The sequence below is a fragment of the Chryseobacterium sp. WG14 genome, assembly GCF_024586945.1.
GTDB lineage: Bacteria > Bacteroidota > Bacteroidia > Flavobacteriales > Weeksellaceae > Chryseobacterium.
In genome coordinates this window covers 70,597-87,235 of sequence record NZ_JALCZD010000010.1, presented here as the reverse complement: position 1 = coordinate 87,235, position 16,639 = coordinate 70,597, and the positions used below count along the sequence as shown (strand labels likewise).

Here is a 16,639-nt window from a genome sequence, read left to right as displayed (position 1 = left end):
TGTTACAGGATAAAACGATACGCTCAAAAAGCCCACAAATGAGCAGTGATGAAAAGACACCGCTAGAATTGATTATGGAAGGGAGTTTTGATAAAGGATTAGAAGCCTATAAAAATGGCAAGGTCAAAGATATGGATCATTATTTTCTTTCCGAAGACTATTTGAATAATACCGGTTATGCATTGCTTGGTAAAAAAGATTTCACAAAAGCAATTGATTTTTTTCGCGTAAATTCCATATTGTATCCTAACAGTCAAAATGTATATGACAGTTTAGGAGAAGCCTATGTGAAAGCTGGTCAAAAAGATAAGGCAAAGCAGACGTATCAGAAACTGTTGGAAATAAATCCTAAAAATGAAAATGCTGCTAAGGCTTTAAAAACATTATAATATAGAAATGCTTTTCAAAGGATTTTTATCTGAAAAATAAGAAATATGGAAGATCTGAAAAAATGGATGAAAAATAATTGGTTTACTGTAATTTTTGCAGTTCTGTTGGTTGTTTTATTGGTGAACCCGGATGCAAAGGCCTGGCTGATGAGACAAATGGCTTCTACTGGAATTCTTAATTCTAACATATCGGAATCTACCACTTCACAGATACCTTCCATAGATTTTATGGTTAAGAATGAAGATGGAACTACAATCAATACTTCTGATCTGAAAGGAAAAGTAGTCTTTATTAACTTTTGGGCCTCATGGTGTCCTCCCTGCAGGGCAGAATTTCCTTCTATTCAGGAATTCTATGAAAAGTATAGGAATCATCAGGATATAGTATTTCTTACTGTAAATCTGGATGACAATCCTGGGCTTGGTAAAGCCTACTTAAAACAGAAGAATTTTACGGTTCCTTTTATAATCCCTGCCGGCGCTATTCCAAAGGAGTTATATAGCGGTTCGTTACCGACTACAGTTGTACTGGATAAAAAAGGGAGAATCCGTCTTCATCATCAGGGACTGGCAGATTACAGTAAAGATTCTTTTTATACTCAAGTTGATGAACTGGTAAACGGAAAGCTGTGATGGTGAGAGAGCTTTATAGAGACAAGAGTAAAGAGCCAGGAATCAAGAGCCAAGAGCCAAGAGTTAAGAGTTAAGAGTTAAGAATTAAGGGGCTATGATGAAGTTTAAAATACTGACGATTGAAGAAATAGAAGCTGAGATGTTGAAATGGGAAAATGACCTGCAAAACTTTCCGAAGGCTGTGGCGTTTTCTTTTCCTGAATATTACCAAAATCTGGTGACTTCCATTAAAACAACAGAGGTTTCTTCGGAAACAATTTTATATAATGCTGTAGAAGCAGTCAATGAAAATAAAGAATTTGAACTAAATGATTATTGGTGTTTTGCCGGAAACGGGCAGGGTGACCGGTGGTTTCTGGATACACAGGATGAGGTTTTCTTCTATGACCACGATTATGATGAGAAGATAGAGCCCATGTATATCAGTTTTCAACAGTGGCTGCAGATGGCATTCATCATTCAGCAATTGGATATGTATTTTGAGGAACATGAACATATCCCGAAATCTGTTAAGCTGGGATTTTATCAAGCCTTGAATACCATTCATCCCAAACTGGGAGAGCATTATCTGTTTTCAGTATAAATCTTTTAAAGGTTGTAAACCCCGGTAAATAGGCTTATTTTTGAATAAAAAGCATATTGTAAAACTAAGATCACTACTATATACTTGCATAGAACGTAATACATAACTACAATGAATAGAGAAGAACTAGAACAGAAATATAATTTTCAATATCCTGAAATATATAACCAGCTGGCTGAAAACAAAATGTTGGATTGGGGGGAAACCGGACCGGATTGGTATCTCACGGTGTTTCCTGAACTAAAAAAGAACCCTCCGTTATTGCTCTTCGGATATGATATTGAGATCTGGAATGATCATCATTTTGTCACAGCTTCCATTGAAGAAATGTCTGATGATGATGATTACAGAAATGTTCATCCTGATTATCAATTTGTTCCGTTTGCTAAAAATGGGGCAGGGGATTTATATGCTTTTCAGTTTGATCTGCAGAATAATGGCGAAGTTCCCATAACATTTATTCCTCATGATGACGAAGAGGCAGAAGTGTTGGCCGGAAATTTACAGGATTTCATTTTTTGTCAATTGCTGGAAGCGGTAACGGAAATAGATGAAGATTCTATGTTTTATGAAGATGATGAGGAAGAGCTGAAACAGAATTTATACAATCAGCTGAAAACCCATGAACCGTATTTAAAGCCGGCGCAGGTAGCCATTCTAAACAGTATTTATCAGCGGGATATTTTTGAATATACATATAAAACTCCTAATGGCCACTCATTTGAAGCAGAAGGACTGCTTACGTTTGACGAGGTTGCAGAAATTGTAAACAGAGAGATTACTTTTGACCATTTACATAAGAAGTTTAATTATTCAAAATGCTAGAGCAGCTAAGAATCCATATTGAAAAAATAGTACTCCTTACCGACGAAGAGTTCAGAATAGTTTCCTCTTTCTTCTCTTTTAAAAAATATAAAAAGCATCAGTTCTTAGTGCAGGAAGGGGAAGCCGTAGCCTATCACTATTTTGTATTAAAAGGCTTGCTGAAACTGGTGTATACCGATGAATCGGGAAAGGAGCATATTGTAGGATTTGCCATGGAAGATTGGTGGGAAACAGATTTTCAGGCGTATTATAAACAAACCAAGGCTACCATGTCCCTGCAGTGTGTGGAAGCCACTGAAGTATTATGTCTTAGTTTGCCCGATTACAGAACACTATGTGCCGAGCTTCCAAAGCTGGAGCATTTTTTCCTGGAAAAAGCATATATGGGTTTTATTGCGGCACAACAACGGATTATTTCTACGATGACCACTGAGATAAAAGACCGCTATGAGCAACTGCTTGAGAAATACCCGATACTCGTCCAACGTGTTCCAAAGTCTCTTCTTGCAGCCTATTTAGGGGTTTCCAGAGAAACACTAAGCAGGTTACCGCTCTAAAATTGTGATTTCCCTCACTTCATAATCGTGATCGCGATCACAGAATTGTAAAGCCTCTATTCTTCAATTTTGCAAAGTAACCTTTAATAAATTGAAACAATGGAAAAAAGAACAGTAAACCCGTGGAAATGGCAGGATGAAAGAAGTTATTCCCAGGCCGTTGAGGTGAAGAATGCAACAAGTACATTATACTGCTCCGGACAGGCGGCTATTGATCCTGACGGAACTTCAAGCGATAAAGACATGAAATCCCAGCTGGTACAGGCTATTGCCAACTTAGAAGAAGTTATTACCGCAGCAGGGTATGAATATAAAGGAATTGTCAGGCTAAACATATATACCACTTCTACACAGGAGCTTTGGCCATATTTTCCGGTCCTTCAGGAATGGATTGCAAAACATCAGATCGAACAGGCTGTCACTATGCTGGAAGTAAACGGGCTATTTGAAACATTAAAAGTAGAACTGGAAGCCACGGTGGTTAAATAATTATCGACTGCAGAATAAGAAACCTTCAAACAGACTTTGAAGGTTTTTTCTTACATTTATAAGAATCAATATAATTCAGCAAAGAGCTTATGAATATTCAACTTTTTTCAAAAAATGCTCTGGTAGGAGCAGCAACCCAGGGAATAGGAGCCGGAATTGCCATAGAATTGGCAAAATGTGGGGCCAATGTCACGGTAATGGCCCGCAATGAGAAGAAACTTAAAGATTTTGTTTCTTCATTACCGGTGGTAAATGCGGATCAGAAACATGAGTACCTGGTTGTTGATTTTTCCGACTTTGAGAGCTATAAGAAAATTATAACAGGCTATTTCAGCAGTCATACCATCGATATTTTGGTCAACAACACCAATGGTCCTGAACCGGGGTTAGCGCTGGACAAAAATGCAGAAGATTATCAGAAAGCATTTGATCTGCTCTTTAAAACAGTCTGTGAAACCACATTGCTGGCTTTATCTTATATGATTCAGCAGAAAAACGGCCGTATCATCAATGTTTCTTCATTATCAGTGAAAGAACCCATTAATAATCTGACCCTTTCCAACTCCATCCGTTCAGCAGTAATCGCTTGGGCAAAAACATTATCAAATGAAATCGCACAGCATAATGTTACCGTGAACAATATTCTCACCGGATATTTTGATACAGAAAGAATCCAGAACCTTATTAATCATGAAGCTCAGCAAACCGGAGCTTCCACTGAAGAGATAAAAAAAGCCAGAGAAAATAAGATCCCAATGAAAAGATTGGGAAAACCGGAAGAATATGGTCACCTGGTGGCTTTTCTGGCATCAGAATATTCAGCTTATCTTACCGGAACCAGTATTCCTTTGGATGGTGGATTGAATAATACGTATTAAAGAAAGAATTTTCTTATAAAAATATAAGCCTTCAGATCAGAGATCTGAAGGCTTTTTACATAATGTCATTTTGAAAATACAATATTTTCACAATGCTGTGTAATACTTTTCTTTTCCCGGTTGTCTTACTGTTTATTGGAGAATATTATATGAAAAACTGGTCTTTTAAAAAATGGAACACCGTTCTGGGTTGGTTCCTTTTCGGTATTGCCTTAATTACCTATCTCTCAACGATAGAACATTACCTGAGTTTCTGGGACTGCGGAGAATATATTTCCTCAGCAGTAAAACTTGAAGTAACGCATGCCCCGGGAGCTGCTTTATTTCAGATTATGGGAGCGGTAGCCAGTATCTTTGCTTTGGGAAATGAGCAGAACTATGCTATTGTGATCAATGCCATGTCTGCCTTGTTCAGTGCATTTACCATTTTGTTTTTATTCTGGACAATCACTCATTTTCTAAGGAGACTTTTATATAAAGATGTTGAAAAAATAACCAGGAAACAGGAATTTTCTATTCTGTTTGCCGGAGTGGTTGGTGCTTTATGTTTTACTTTCTCAGATACCTTTTGGTTTTCGGCAGTAGAAGGAGAAGTGTACTCGATGGCTTTGCTGTTTATAGCGCTTTTGGTTTGGCTGATCACAAAATGGGAAAATGAATATCAAGCAGCAGACAGTGAGCGATGGATCATCCTTATCTTCTTTATTTTAGGACTTTCTGTTGGGGTGCATATGATGTGTATGCTGGCTATTCCTGCCGTATGCCTCATATATTATGCAAGAAATTATACGTTTACCTGGAAAAGTTTTATACTGGCCAATTTTATAACACTGGTGATTCTGGCATTGGTATTTAAGATTATTTTCCCTTTGATTATGACCATGTTCGGAAGACTGGAGATTTTCTTCGTAAACGGGCTGGGGCTACCTTTTCACTCTGGAACTATTGTCGCATTTATACTCATGGTAGCCATTTCGTATATACTGATAAAATATGCGGGGAAGACTAAAAAAAAGATATATCAAACCATCGTTTTATCCCTGGTATATATGATTATTGGATTTTCATGCTGGATGGTAATCCCAATCAGGGCGAATGCCAATCCACCCATGAACCTTAATGATCCTGATACAGCCATTGGAATGAGAGATTATTATAATAGAGTACAATATGGTGACTGGCCAACGACTTACGGACAAAATTATACGGCTTTCCTTGATGCGAAAGGGATTGAAAAAAATGAAGACGGAAGTTATAAAACGGAGAAAACAGGAGATATATACGAAAAAGATGAAAAGTCCGGAACCTATAGAAAAACAGGGGAAAGATTCAACTATGTGTTCAGTAAATCCCATATAAGTTTCATGCCCAGAATGTTCAGTGAAGATAAAGATGTGGCGGCCAACTATATTGCCATGTATGGAGCTCCGGACTTTACCTTTAACTATGACAATGAGGATGTTGCAGATAACCCACAGGCGAAACAGATTTTCGATGAGCTAAGAGCTAAATATGAGGACAAATCAATTACGGCGGCAGATTATCTGAAAGTAAAACCATACAATCTGATAAAGGTTCAGAGACCTTCTTTTGCCCAGAATATGGATTACTTCTTTTCTTTTCAGAACGGATATTACTTTGTAAGATACCTGATGTGGAACTTCGTAGGAAGGCAGAACGACCTTCAGGGGCATATGGAGAATACTCATGGAAACTGGATCTCAGGATTTACTTTTATCGATAATGCTTTGCTTGGAAACCAGGACGCAATGCCAGCTCAATTCAAAAATGAGAGTACCGTAAAATTCTTTTTCCTCCCCCTGATTTTAGGTTTAATAGGGTTCTTCTTCCAACTGAACCGTGATTTTGGAAGGTTTTATGCCTTATTATCTTTATTTATTTTAACCAGTGTAGGAATTGTTTTCTATACAGGAGTAAAACCTTTTGAAGTAAGAGAAAGAGATTATGCAATGGTGGGAGCATTCTATGCTTTTGCCATATGGATAGGGTTGGGAGCTGGTGCTGTCCTATGGTTTTTACAATCCAGAATAAAGTCGAACGGAGCCCATATTGTTTTAGGAATCGTTTTATTGGGAATACCTTTTATGATGGGTTTCCAGAACTATTCATCGCATGACCGAAGCCGGAAATCAGCGGCGCATGATTACGCTTATTCATTCCTAAGATCATTACCGAAAGAAGATATTATTTTTATTTATGGAGATAACGATACTTTTCCTGTTTGGGCAATTCAGGAAACAGAAAGGTTCCGGGATGATGTAAAAACAGTAAACTTTACACTGCTGGCTACTCCCTGGAGTATAGATCAGGTAAAGAGGAAAACCTACAATGCAAATGGAATTCCAAGCCAATTAACACATGATGACTACAGAGACGGTGTTAATGAGCAAATCTATATGATGAAGAAAGAAGATTGGGAAGGTGTTTTCTCTATGTTGAAAGAGCAGGGAGCTCCTGAAACAGAGTTCCAGTCATTCAGAAAATACCTTACCCAGGATTCTTTAACATTGAAGCAGGCTATTGACTTCATTAAATTCAAGTCTCCTGAAAAAGACCAGCTTTTAAAAATGTATTTCGGAGAAGATAAATATGAGAAATATAATATTCTTCCGGTCAACAAATTTATCCTTCCCGTCAATAAAGAAAATGCTGTGAAAGCAGGAATTATCAACCAGGCAGATCTTCCTGATACTGTTAATCAGATTATGATTACCTATAAAGGAAATACACTGTATAAAAATAACCTGATGATGATGGACCTGTTGGCAAATTTCGACTGGAAACGTCCGATCAATTTCTCCTCAGGAGGAATCTATGACAGCGAGAATATTTTCTACCTTGATGAATATCTTCAGTTTGACGGATTCAGTTACAGATTAATACCTATCCATACCCCTCAGCGTCCTGATGGAGATAAAGGAAGGGTAGATGCCAATTCATTGTATCATGTAGTGAAAAACTTCAGGTGGGGGAACTTTAAAGACCAGAGCATTTATTATGACGAAACAGCCACATCCAATATCATCGGCTACAGAATGTCTGTAAGCAGGGCGGTTTCGGCATTGGTACTAAATAATCAGAAAGCTAAAGCCGTTGAACTTTTAGAACTTGCAGCCAAAGAAATTCCTGCAGAAAAATATAATGATCCCCGTTCCTTAAGTTCAATTGTATCAGGATATATTATTGCAGGTCAGGAACAGAAAGGATTACAGCTTGCGGAAAATCTTAAGAATGAAATTTTCAAAGAATATGATTATTACCTGAATCTTTCACCCTCATTCCAGAGGGCTGCCCGAAAACAGATGAGGACAAAACCTATGGAATATGCCCTTGTGGTTTCAGCTGTTACAGAGGCTTATAAAACACTGGGTCAAAAAGAAAAAGCTTATGCTTACCTCTTGCAATCTGTTGAACCGATCGATAAAAAGTTCAGTACTTTTGCCAGCGGACTTCAGAAGATGGGTAAAGAAAAGGCGGTGAAAGAATCTGAAAATGTACAAAGAATTACCCCTTTTTACCAGTATTTATTCGATATTATGGAACCTTTTGATTCTACGTACGCCAAAAAGAAAGAAAACCAGATTACCACAGCAATTATGAAAGCAACCCAATAATCTGCTGCTTACAAAAATAGAAAAGTCTCCGAAACAGGTATTTCGGAGACTTTTTTTGCCATACTTTTTTATTTCCAGAATTCATCGGGATAATCATCCTTTTCTTCAGAATGAATATGACTTAATTTCTTTCCGATTGTATTTAAAATATCAGCATCCAGTTTTTCTTCCAAATGGGGAAACCAGCTGCGTTCCTCAAAACGGATATGCTGTTCCAGAAGATCAGCAAAATTTGAAAAATAATCTGCATTCTCAGAATTTTCGATTTGAAGAATCAACGTTTTTATCTGGGTATGTTCAGACTGTGTCCGGAAGGAATATTCATCCTTAAGATAGGGAAACAGAACTTGTTCCTCTTCCTTAAAATGTTCTTCCAGATGGTTTTTCCAAAAATAGAGGATATATTTTCTGATTCTGTAACCTTCTGTTTCTTTTTTTATTCCCTGTCTTATTTTCCAGCTACAAAGCAATCCGAAATGATGATCCCTGGATAAAAGGACGATATTTTCATTACGTTTCATAATTCTTTTTTAGGATAATAAATAACCCCTCATCTTGCAACCTATGGGGTTTAAAGAAATGGGTTACCGTTTTTCTTTCAGTGACCATCCGAATTTCAGTCCCAGGATAAAAATAACCAGCAACAACTCTCCGGCTGCCAGTAAAATATCTCCGGGAACACGCATCCATCTTAAAAAATGCATGATGTCGGTCTGCATGAATTCGGCAGAGCGGGCATACCAGTATCCTTCCTCAATAGAGGCTACAGACTGCATAATTCCTATAGGCAGAAGACTGATGGTGACCATCACCAGCAATCCTGTATTGGTCAGCCAAAATGCCCAGCCAATAAGTTTGTCATTCCACTGTCTGTCAGGATACAGACCTCTTAATACAAACAGCATTAATCCGATTCCTAAAATTCCATAAACCCCAAACAGAGCAGCATGACCATGAACAGCAGTTGTATTCAGTCCCTGGATATAATACAGGGCTATCGGTGGATTGATGGCAAATCCGAAAATGCCAGCCCCGAGAAAGTTCCAGAAACACATGGCAATGAAACAGTAGATGGGCCATTTGTAAGCCTGGATCCATGGAGTTGATTTGCTGAGCTGATAATTTTGATAAGCTTCATAACCGATCAAAACAAGAGGAACAATTTCCAGTGCACTGAAAGTAGCTCCCAATGCCAGCACAGCAGTGGGGGTAGCACTGAAATACAGATGGTGGAATGTTCCCAGAATCCCTCCCGCAAGGAATATAATCGTTGAAAATAATACGGCATGGGTCGCTGATTTCAGCTTCAATAATCCTAATCTTGTAAATAAAAATGCCGCTACTACCGTTGCAAAAACTTCAAAGAAACCTTCTACCCAAAGATGAACTACCCACCATCTCCAATATTCTGCAATCGCAAGATGGGTCTGTCTTCCATACATTAAACCAGCTCCATAAAACAGGGCAATAGCTACGGATGAAAGCGTGAATAAAGTCAGTAAATGCCGGTCCCCGTCTTTTCTTTTTAAAGCAGGAAGCAATGCTCTTACCATTAAAACCAGCCAAAGAATAAGCCCGATAAGCAGTAATATCTGCCAGATCCTTCCAAGCTCTACATACTCATATCCCTGATGACCCCAAAGAAAATTGTCTACCAGACCCAGTTTCTGCATCACGCCAAGCCATTGCCCGGTTAAAGAGCCCAGTACAACAATCAGTAAAGCTCCGAATAATACATTAACACCCAATTTCTGGTATTTGGGCTCATATCCGGAAACAGCCGGAGCAATATAAAGTCCCGTTGCCAGCCAGGAAGTGGCAATCCAGAATATGGCCAGCTGTACATGCCAGCTTCTGGAAACCGACTGTGGTAAAAACTGGTCCAGCGGGATACCATAAAAGCCGCTTCCCTCCACGCCGTAATGAGCCGTAATAACCCCTGCAAGCATCTGAATCAGAATTAGTAAAGCCACTACCCAGATGTATTTTAAAGTAGCTTTCATAGAAGGAGTCGGTTTCATATTACGGAGTGGATCCCCAAGAGGAAGCACCTCACTGATTTCTTCTTCCTTATTTCTGGCATGATAAAATACCAGAAGCCCTACACAGGCCAATAACAACAGGATACTGAATCCGGACCACAGATGCAGTGAAGGAGGCGGAACATTTCCTACCGATTCATCATGAGGCCAGTTATTGGTATAGGTGACATCATCTCCCGGACGTTCCGTGATACAGACCCAGGTAGTCCAGGCAAAGAATGCATTCATTTTGGCCATTCTTCCGGTATCTTTGACGGTATTCTCCGGAATAGCATACTGGCTGCGTAATGTGACCATAGAAGGATCATTCATAAACAGTTTTGAATAATACCGGGAAAGTTGTTTTTGAACTCCGGCTCTTTCAGGAGAGAAAATAATTTCGTTTTTGCTTTCATTGAAAGTATTCGTACGAAGTTCTTTTTTCAGCAGTACCTGATATTTAGCCTGCTCATCATCCGGAAGTTCTTTATAAGATTTTCCGTCTTTTTTTGCCAATTCATTCAGAAGCAGAAGAGATTCCCTGTGAAGGTAATCGGCAGTCCAGTCCGGAGCAATATAAGCACCATGCCCCCAGATGCTTCCTACTGTTTGCCCGCCAATAGACTGCCATACATTCTGCCCGTCTTTAATATCCTGTGCGGTGGCAACCACAGTTCCGTCTGTACTTACGATTTTATCAGGAATCGGTGGAACCTTTCTGTAAATTTCTGTTCCATAAAATATAAGAACGGCAAATGAAGCAATCATCACTACAGCAAGCCATTGCCAAAGTTTTTTAGGTGTCATCCGGTGTTTTTTTAAGATTCAATAAATTCTTTTTCCAGTTGGATCGCTTTCGGGAAGAGGATATTATTTTCAAGATGAATATGCTTATGCAAGTCATTTTCAAAATCCTGAAGCATGGCAAAAGCTACTTTGTAAGTATTGCAGGCATCCGCCGGAGGAAGATATTCATTGGTTATCTCTGCAATTCTTCTGAAACGGTCTCCCTCTACACTGTGTTCATGCTGCATCATGCTGACCGGGTTTTCCACCGTTCCGAAAGCCGGATGCGGAAGAACTTCTCCCGATATTTTGGCTTTTATCATATTTCTTACAAAAGGAAACAGGATAAGCTCCTCTTTTTTCATATGGGCTGCCAGATCATGCGCGGATTCGTTGAATAAAGTATTGATTTCAAATAATTCCGGATGTCTATTTCCGTGTACTTTGCATAATTTATCAAGGAAAGCCTGTAAAACTGTTGTTTTTTCCTCTACATAACGGTGATGTTTTTTCTCAATATAATCTGTCAAAAGATCAAGAGGCCAGCTCCCAAAATCCATGGAACTACCTTCATTTGCAGGTAAAGATTCCAGTTCCGCATAAACCTTTTCAGGATCAAGTTTCTTGGAAGTGCAGGCTTCTTCTATTGTTCTTCCGCCTTTGCAGCAGAAATCTATTCCATGTCTTTTAAAAATAGCAGCCGTTCTGAAGTCTTCAGCGACGATGTTTCCTATAAAGTCTGTTGTTGTATTCATAATATAATACTTTTTTGTCTTTTATTATTTTAAATTTTTTTACTGTTTTTTCAGAGAAAGAATATATTTCACCATTTGTTTAGCGTTATCTTTATTGAGGCCGTCATGAGGGGTCATCGGGATATCACCCCAATTTCCTTTTCCACCCTCAATAATTTTTTGTGCCAGTTGATCAATATCTGCCTCGGTGTACTTTGCCGCCACATTCTGATAAGAAGGACCGATTAATTTGGCATCTATTTTATGGCAGGCAAGACAATCTGCTCCTTCTATCAGTTTCAGACCCGGATCGCTGGAGGTATTGTCTGAGACAGGAGGAACGGGAGCTTCAATCGGTTGTGGTGAAGGCTGTTCAGTATAAGGTTCCGGTTGTGGGATTGGAGTGGTATCCTTGCCGGAACAAGAGAAAAAGAGTACTGATAAGCTGAATATAATGGCCGTGTGTAAGAATTGTATTTTCATAATGTTGATGATTTAAATTTTCTGAGCAAGAATAGATACAGCACAAAGGCAGTCTTCATATTTTTTAAATGTTTTTCTCATTTGTATTACCCTGGATCGTATATCAGGCTGTGTCACGAGATTACCGACAATTTTCAGAAATCCGGAGAAACCCTCATCACGGATGATTCTTTTAAGCTCTAAAAGATGCATAGGAGCTGTTTCTATTTTTTTAATAGTAAAACCCTCTTTTTCCAGAAGAAGAATCCATTCTGAAACAGTCAACGGACGGGCGTTTACTTTAATAGCCAAAGCCAGGTTCTTCTGAACGTGCAGTTTTATATTGTCATCCAAAGTATCCGGGGTCAGTGCGAGTTCATGGATGGCATAATATCCTTTAGGCTTTAAAATTCTAGCCGCTTCTTTAATAATTTCAGATTTTTTATGGTCAGCATGCATACTCAGTAAAGCTTCTCCATAGACTTTGTCAGCAGATTGCTCCGGTAATGAAGTTTGGGCTGCATTTCCCAATTTAAATCTTGCAGAAGTTTGCTTAAATCTCTTATTCAAATCATGTATTACACACTGTTCAGCATCAATTCCGGTATAAGATTTAGGGTTGTTTTTTAAAGTGTGACGTGCCGTATAACCAAGTCCCGGAGCCAATTCCACTACATCATCATCAGAAGTAACATGTAGCATAGCCAGCATTTTTTCCGTAAGCATGAGGCCTCCCGGACGCAGAACCTTTTTACCAATTCTGGCTAGCAGCCAGTGACCGGACATTTTTTCAATATTTTCAGTATTCATTGGGATGAGTTTTAAATTGTAGAATAATAGCCAATACTAACGCCACTGCTTTTGCAGTTTCCGCATAGATGAAATAATCATGAAGTGGAGTATCCGGTAATAATAGTCCCGAAGAAATACTATCCACCCGCGCATCAAGTACAGGAAGCATCCAAAACTGTTCTAAAATGAGTATGAATACTAAAACTGAGATCATAATACAGTCAGTTTGTGTATAACTTTTGCGGCTGATGTACATGAATATCAGAATCAAAGCAAGCAATAAACCTTGTATTTTTGTTGATATTCCAAACATCAGTTTTCCCAATCCCAATGCTGTTGAAAGCGTTATTCCTTCTACCTGAAATTTCGTCGGTGTTTCTAAAAAACTAACCGTCATAAACATTCCGGCCATCAGGCAAAACAGCATCAGTACAACAGGATTTTTAAGATATAATTTCATTTTTTATTATTTAATATATTAAGACCTTTTTATCTTTTATTTGATTAAATTTTTTTTTAGGTCTTAAGATAGGTCAGTTTTAAATCTAAATTATCGACAAATGCCTGTATTTTAGAACTCTCCAACATGATACGAAGATTGGTTCTGATACTCTTAAACTGATCATGAAGAGGGCAGGGATGTGTTTCAGAACACTGTTCAAGACCTAATCCACAGCCTGAAAACAGCTTGTCACCATCAATTTCTCTCACAATATCCGCAATGGTATTATTCAAATTCTGCTGATCCATATAAAAACCTCCGTTTGGCCCTTTCGCCGACTGAACAAATCCTTTTCTGCTTAAATCCTGCAGAATCTTAGCTATAAAATGTTCCGGTGAACTGATGCTTTTAGCAATATCTTTGATTCCAACCCGGCCGCCGTTTTTAGATTGCTGGGCAATATAGATTAAAGCTCTTAATGCATATTCGCAGGTTTTGGAAAACATTTCTTTTGAATTTTATAGGACAAAGATATAAACTTATTTTGAATAGAAGATAAAAAACTCTTTTATTTTTTGCTTGATAAAGATCATTAGATAGAGATTTGCCGCTCCTTGGAATTCAGTAAAGAAGATTTATTGACCATAATCATCTGCATAATCAGCGAGAGAATTAGAAATGGATTTTTTTCTCGCAGATCCCACAGATCCCATAGATTTTTTAGGCTTGCTTACCTTTGATATAATGCGAAAGGATTAGAAATAGATTTTTTAATCCTTCTTTTTCAGAAATCATGGATGAAGTCTTAAAAAACGACAATAATAGAATAATAAGAATCATCACAGATGTTGATTACAAAAGCATTTTTACTATTATGTTCCCCAAAAAGCAGAACTCTTTATTTTTATGAAAAATAATAAATAGTGTAAATTATTTATAGACAGATATTTGTGAATGCTACAAGAAAAAATGTGCTAAAAATCCTCGGGAAAAGTTGGAGTTAAAAAGTATTTTTCTATCTTTGCAGTCCCTTAAACAAAGGGATTTGCTTAAAAATGGAAGCATAAAAAGCAGATGACCGACTCGGTAGCTCAGCTGGTAGAGCAATACACTTTTAATGTATGGGTCCTGGGTTCGAATCCCAGCCGGGTCACTCGGACGGATAAAGCGTTTTTATAACTGCTTTATCCGTTTTTTTGTTTTATAAAGCATGGCCAATTAGTACTATATGTTCGGATCAGGACTTAGTTCTGAAATTTTAAACAGCAGAGAAAATAACAGTAAAAATACCTCGTTGTACCGAGAATTTCAGTAAGAAGATGAGTCATGTAAAAACAGCAGTAATCATATTATTTTTTACACGGATATTTTCTGGATATTAGTGTATTTTTAACCTATATTGGCTTATAAATTGATATTGTAAACTTTGAATTTTTGATGACTAATGACTAAATCAATTGTAATTTTATTTTTCTTTCTAGGTGGTTTTTTCTTTTTAAATGCTCAAGAGAAAAAAGATTCGCTCTATTACAAGATAGAGGAATTTTCAGATCAAAGGAAAGTTACCAAATTTATTCATCGTTTTATATTCCGTAGAGAGGCAGATTCTACTTCTGTTAAAAGCAGGACTGAAAAACTGTCGCAGGAAGCTTATAATAAAAAATACATCAGAAATATCCGGATAGAAACAATTGACCCTTTTGGATATGGCTCTAAAGATGATAAAGTAAAATCCAAATGGTATGATTGGATCACCAATCACCTTCATTCTAATACAAGAATTTCCACGGTTAATAATTATTTGCTTTTTCAGGAAGGTGAAGAATATAATGCCCAGAAACTCTATGAATCTGAGCGTTTGCTGAGAACAATGCCATTTATAAACAGAGTTAATATCAGTGTTTCCGACAGTACTTCCAGTAAAGATTCTATTGATGTTATTGTAAAAGTTCTCGATTCCTGGAGTCTGAAACCCAGAGTCAGTTATTCAGGAAGTAAAATTGGGTTGGGAATGACGGAAGAAAATGTACTTGGATTAGGTCATGAACTGAATTTCCTGTATAGAAATGATTCCAAAGAAAAGCAGGATTATCTTTTCGGGAGCTATACAGCCTATAATCTTTTTGGTACCTATATCAATGCTCAGGTTCTTGGGGAACGGGATTTTTTTAAAAATGAAAGAATCAATTTCAATGTCAGAAGAGATTTTTTCTCCCCCTTAACGAAATGGGCCGGTGGTATTAGTTTCGAATATTTTATGCGAAATGTTTTACTTCCAACAGAAACTGATACCACTTTTCCGGAAGTTCAAATCAAAGTTTACAGCCAGGATGTATGGGGTGGTTATCAGATTCCTGTTTCAGCGGATCCAAAAGAAAAGGTTTCCGGTAATATTGTCGTGATAGGGAGGTTTCAGAATTATCAGTATAAAGACAGCCCGGGAATAGACAAGTATAAATATTTCAGTTCTTATAACAGTTTTTTGATGTCTGTAGGATATATTCACAGAAATTTCTCGGTTCAGAAGAATATTTTTCAATATGATTTGCCGGAGGATATTGCATATGGTAACTCGTTGAATCTCACAGCAGGAGCTTTGTCAAGAAATAGTGATGTGAAGCCTTATCTTGGCATTTCTGCGTCATACGGCACCTTTACAAAGTTGGGATATTTCAATCTTAAAGCTCAGTTTGGAAGATTTTTTAATGAGGATGACCCTAACCGTGAATCTTTCCGGCTGGATGGAACTTATTTTACGAATCTTATGGATTGGAAATTTGCCAAAGCAAGACATTTCTTTTCTCCCACTTTAGCCTTGGGAAATCCACAACATAATTATTCTTATAAAGACAGAATCAACCTTTCTGCTGCAGACGAATTTCCTGTTTACAATTCGGATTATATCGGAACAAAAAAATTGGTTTTAAGATATCAGCTTCAGCTGTTTATCAATAAAACCTGGAAGAATTTTCATTTCAGTCCCTATCTAACGGCGGCAGTCGGCTGGCTGGGTATGCCTGATGATACACTGCTGAAAACAAAAGCAAACACGAAAATAGGAATTGGTATTTTAATCAATAATCCGTTTCTGGTTTTCAACAGAATTCAAATTTCTTTCATGTATTATCCCCGTGTTCCTTTCGATAATAATTCGGTTTTTGACTTTAACAGCAATCGGAATAATCTTTTGCCAATGAATAGTTTTGCAACAGATATTCCTCATTTTGTTAATTTTTCCAATTAAACGTTTTTTCGTTTTTAAACTCTAAATATATTGATTTTGAATCTGTTCCAAAAGGTAAGGGAAGAAAGACTTATTTGCATCCATTGTAATCAGGTGAAAAAAATGATTTTTTTTAAATAAAATAACGGAGATAAAGAAAAAGTTTTTATCTTTGCAGTCCCTTAAATAA

At 37.6% G+C, this 16,639-nt stretch carries 16 protein-coding genes and 1 tRNA gene; 10 read left to right on the top strand and 7 right to left on the bottom strand.

Translation table 11 applies throughout. The features are described 5' to 3' along the window. The first annotated feature begins 38 nt into the window (after positions 1-38). The 8 genes from MP478_RS16370 (at position 39) to MP478_RS16335 (ending at position 7,989) form a co-directional block, all read left to right on the top strand. Entirely contained in the window at positions 39-389 is a 351-nt protein-coding gene (locus MP478_RS16370) for a M48 family metallopeptidase (RefSeq protein WP_257201027.1), read from the top strand. Between the two features lie 45 nt (positions 390-434). Continuing rightward, positions 435-1,022, top strand: coding sequence for a TlpA disulfide reductase family protein (locus MP478_RS16365; RefSeq protein ID WP_257191332.1), 588 nt, complete (start codon positions 435-437; stop codon positions 1,020-1,022). Positions 1,023-1,116: 94 nt separating this feature from the next. After that, complete coding sequence (locus tag MP478_RS16360; RefSeq protein WP_257201026.1) at positions 1,117-1,605, top strand: SMI1/KNR4 family protein; 489 nt, start codon at positions 1,117-1,119, stop codon at positions 1,603-1,605. Between the two features lie 111 nt (positions 1,606-1,716). Continuing rightward, the gene (locus tag MP478_RS16355; protein ID WP_257201024.1) at positions 1,717-2,430 is read left to right on the top strand and encodes an SMI1/KNR4 family protein; all 714 of its coding nucleotides are present in this window, start codon (positions 1,717-1,719) and stop codon (positions 2,428-2,430) included. After that, positions 2,424-2,987, top strand: a complete 564-nt coding sequence (locus tag MP478_RS16350; RefSeq protein WP_257191335.1) for a Crp/Fnr family transcriptional regulator — start codon at positions 2,424-2,426, stop codon at positions 2,985-2,987. The genes MP478_RS16355 and MP478_RS16350 overlap by 7 nt, the downstream gene beginning before the upstream one ends. Positions 2,988-3,086: 99 nt before the next feature. Then, positions 3,087-3,476: a RidA family protein gene (locus MP478_RS16345; protein ID WP_257191336.1), complete on the top strand. Its 390-nt coding sequence runs from the start codon at positions 3,087-3,089 to the stop codon at positions 3,474-3,476. 89 nt (positions 3,477-3,565) lie between these two features. After that, positions 3,566-4,354, top strand: coding sequence for an SDR family oxidoreductase (locus tag MP478_RS16340; RefSeq protein WP_257201023.1), 789 nt, complete (start codon positions 3,566-3,568; stop codon positions 4,352-4,354). A 149-nt stretch (positions 4,355-4,503) separates the two neighbouring features. Further along, positions 4,504-7,989, top strand: coding sequence for a DUF2723 domain-containing protein (locus MP478_RS16335; protein ID WP_257201096.1), 3,486 nt, complete (start codon positions 4,504-4,506; stop codon positions 7,987-7,989). A 68-nt stretch (positions 7,990-8,057) separates the two neighbouring features. On the opposite strand, the gene MP478_RS16330 is transcribed toward MP478_RS16335, so the two are convergent. The 7 genes from MP478_RS16330 to MP478_RS16300 all read right to left on the bottom strand — a co-directional run bounded on the left by MP478_RS16330 (position 8,058) and on the right by MP478_RS16300 (position 13,732). Further along, positions 8,058-8,510, bottom strand: coding sequence for a hemerythrin domain-containing protein (locus MP478_RS16330; RefSeq protein ID WP_257201022.1), 453 nt, complete (start codon positions 8,508-8,510; stop codon positions 8,058-8,060). Between the two features lie 63 nt (positions 8,511-8,573). Continuing rightward, positions 8,574-10,817 carry a nitric-oxide reductase large subunit gene (locus tag MP478_RS16325; RefSeq protein WP_257201021.1) on the bottom strand — a complete coding sequence of 748 codons (2,244 nt, stop codon included), beginning with the start codon at positions 10,815-10,817 and terminating at the stop codon, positions 8,574-8,576. Positions 10,818-10,828: 11 nt separating this feature from the next. After that, a complete protein-coding gene (ric, locus tag MP478_RS16320) occupies positions 10,829-11,551 on the bottom strand; it encodes an iron-sulfur cluster repair di-iron protein (protein ID WP_257201019.1) in 723 nt (240 codons plus the stop codon). Between the two features lie 39 nt (positions 11,552-11,590). Then, entirely contained in the window at positions 11,591-12,013 is a 423-nt protein-coding gene (locus MP478_RS16315) for a c-type cytochrome (protein ID WP_257201018.1), read from the bottom strand. A gap of 12 nt (positions 12,014-12,025) precedes the next feature. Then, positions 12,026-12,802, bottom strand: a complete 777-nt coding sequence (locus MP478_RS16310; protein WP_257201017.1) for a class I SAM-dependent methyltransferase — start codon at positions 12,800-12,802, stop codon at positions 12,026-12,028. Then, a complete protein-coding gene (locus MP478_RS16305) occupies positions 12,792-13,244 on the bottom strand; it encodes a hypothetical protein (protein WP_257201016.1) in 453 nt (150 codons plus the stop codon). Before MP478_RS16305 ends, MP478_RS16310 begins: the two co-directional genes overlap by 11 nt. Before the next feature lie 56 nt (positions 13,245-13,300). Then, a complete protein-coding gene (locus MP478_RS16300) occupies positions 13,301-13,732 on the bottom strand; it encodes an Rrf2 family transcriptional regulator (RefSeq protein ID WP_257191345.1) in 432 nt (143 codons plus the stop codon). 574 nt (positions 13,733-14,306) lie between these two features. On the opposite strand from MP478_RS16300, the gene MP478_RS16295 reads away from it, so the two are divergent. Both MP478_RS16295 and MP478_RS16290 read left to right on the top strand, forming a co-directional pair. Continuing rightward, a tRNA-Lys gene (locus MP478_RS16295) sits at positions 14,307-14,379 on the top strand. Positions 14,380-14,670: 291 nt separating this feature from the next. After that, entirely contained in the window at positions 14,671-16,470 is a 1,800-nt protein-coding gene (locus MP478_RS16290; protein WP_257201015.1) for a hypothetical protein, read from the top strand. Positions 16,471-16,639: the final 169 nt, after the last annotated feature.

Excerpts from the sequence above, each read along its gene's own strand:
- MP478_RS16355 (WP_257201024.1), top strand. The coding sequence starts at position 1,717 with ATGAATAGAGAAGAACTAGAACAGAAATATAATTTTCAATATCCTGAA.
- MP478_RS16350 (WP_257191335.1), top strand. The coding sequence starts at position 2,424 with ATGCTAGAGCAGCTAAGAATCCATATTGAAAAAATAGTACTCCTTACC.
- MP478_RS16335 (WP_257201096.1), top strand. The coding sequence starts at position 4,504 with ATGAAAAACTGGTCTTTTAAAAAATGGAACACCGTTCTGGGTTGGTTC.
- MP478_RS16330 (WP_257201022.1), bottom strand. The coding sequence starts at position 8,510 with ATGAAACGTAATGAAAATATCGTCCTTTTATCCAGGGATCATCATTTC.
- MP478_RS16290 (WP_257201015.1), top strand. The coding sequence starts at position 14,671 with ATGACTAAATCAATTGTAATTTTATTTTTCTTTCTAGGTGGTTTTTTC.
- MP478_RS16345 (WP_257191336.1), top strand. The coding sequence starts at position 3,087 with ATGGAAAAAAGAACAGTAAACCCGTGGAAATGGCAGGATGAAAGAAGT.
- MP478_RS16360 (WP_257201026.1), top strand. The coding sequence starts at position 1,117 with ATGATGAAGTTTAAAATACTGACGATTGAAGAAATAGAAGCTGAGATG.
- MP478_RS16315 (WP_257201018.1), bottom strand. The coding sequence starts at position 12,013 with ATGAAAATACAATTCTTACACACGGCCATTATATTCAGCTTATCAGTA.
- MP478_RS16325 (WP_257201021.1), bottom strand. The coding sequence starts at position 10,817 with ATGACACCTAAAAAACTTTGGCAATGGCTTGCTGTAGTGATGATTGCT.
- MP478_RS16305 (WP_257201016.1), bottom strand. The coding sequence starts at position 13,244 with ATGAAATTATATCTTAAAAATCCTGTTGTACTGATGCTGTTTTGCCTG.
- MP478_RS16310 (WP_257201017.1), bottom strand. The coding sequence starts at position 12,802 with ATGAATACTGAAAATATTGAAAAAATGTCCGGTCACTGGCTGCTAGCC.
- ric (WP_257201019.1), bottom strand. The coding sequence starts at position 11,551 with ATGAATACAACAACAGACTTTATAGGAAACATCGTCGCTGAAGACTTC.
- MP478_RS16300 (WP_257191345.1), bottom strand. The coding sequence starts at position 13,732 with ATGTTTTCCAAAACCTGCGAATATGCATTAAGAGCTTTAATCTATATT.
- MP478_RS16370 (WP_257201027.1), top strand. The coding sequence starts at position 39 with ATGAGCAGTGATGAAAAGACACCGCTAGAATTGATTATGGAAGGGAGT.
- MP478_RS16340 (WP_257201023.1), top strand. The coding sequence starts at position 3,566 with ATGAATATTCAACTTTTTTCAAAAAATGCTCTGGTAGGAGCAGCAACC.
- MP478_RS16365 (WP_257191332.1), top strand. The coding sequence starts at position 435 with ATGGAAGATCTGAAAAAATGGATGAAAAATAATTGGTTTACTGTAATT.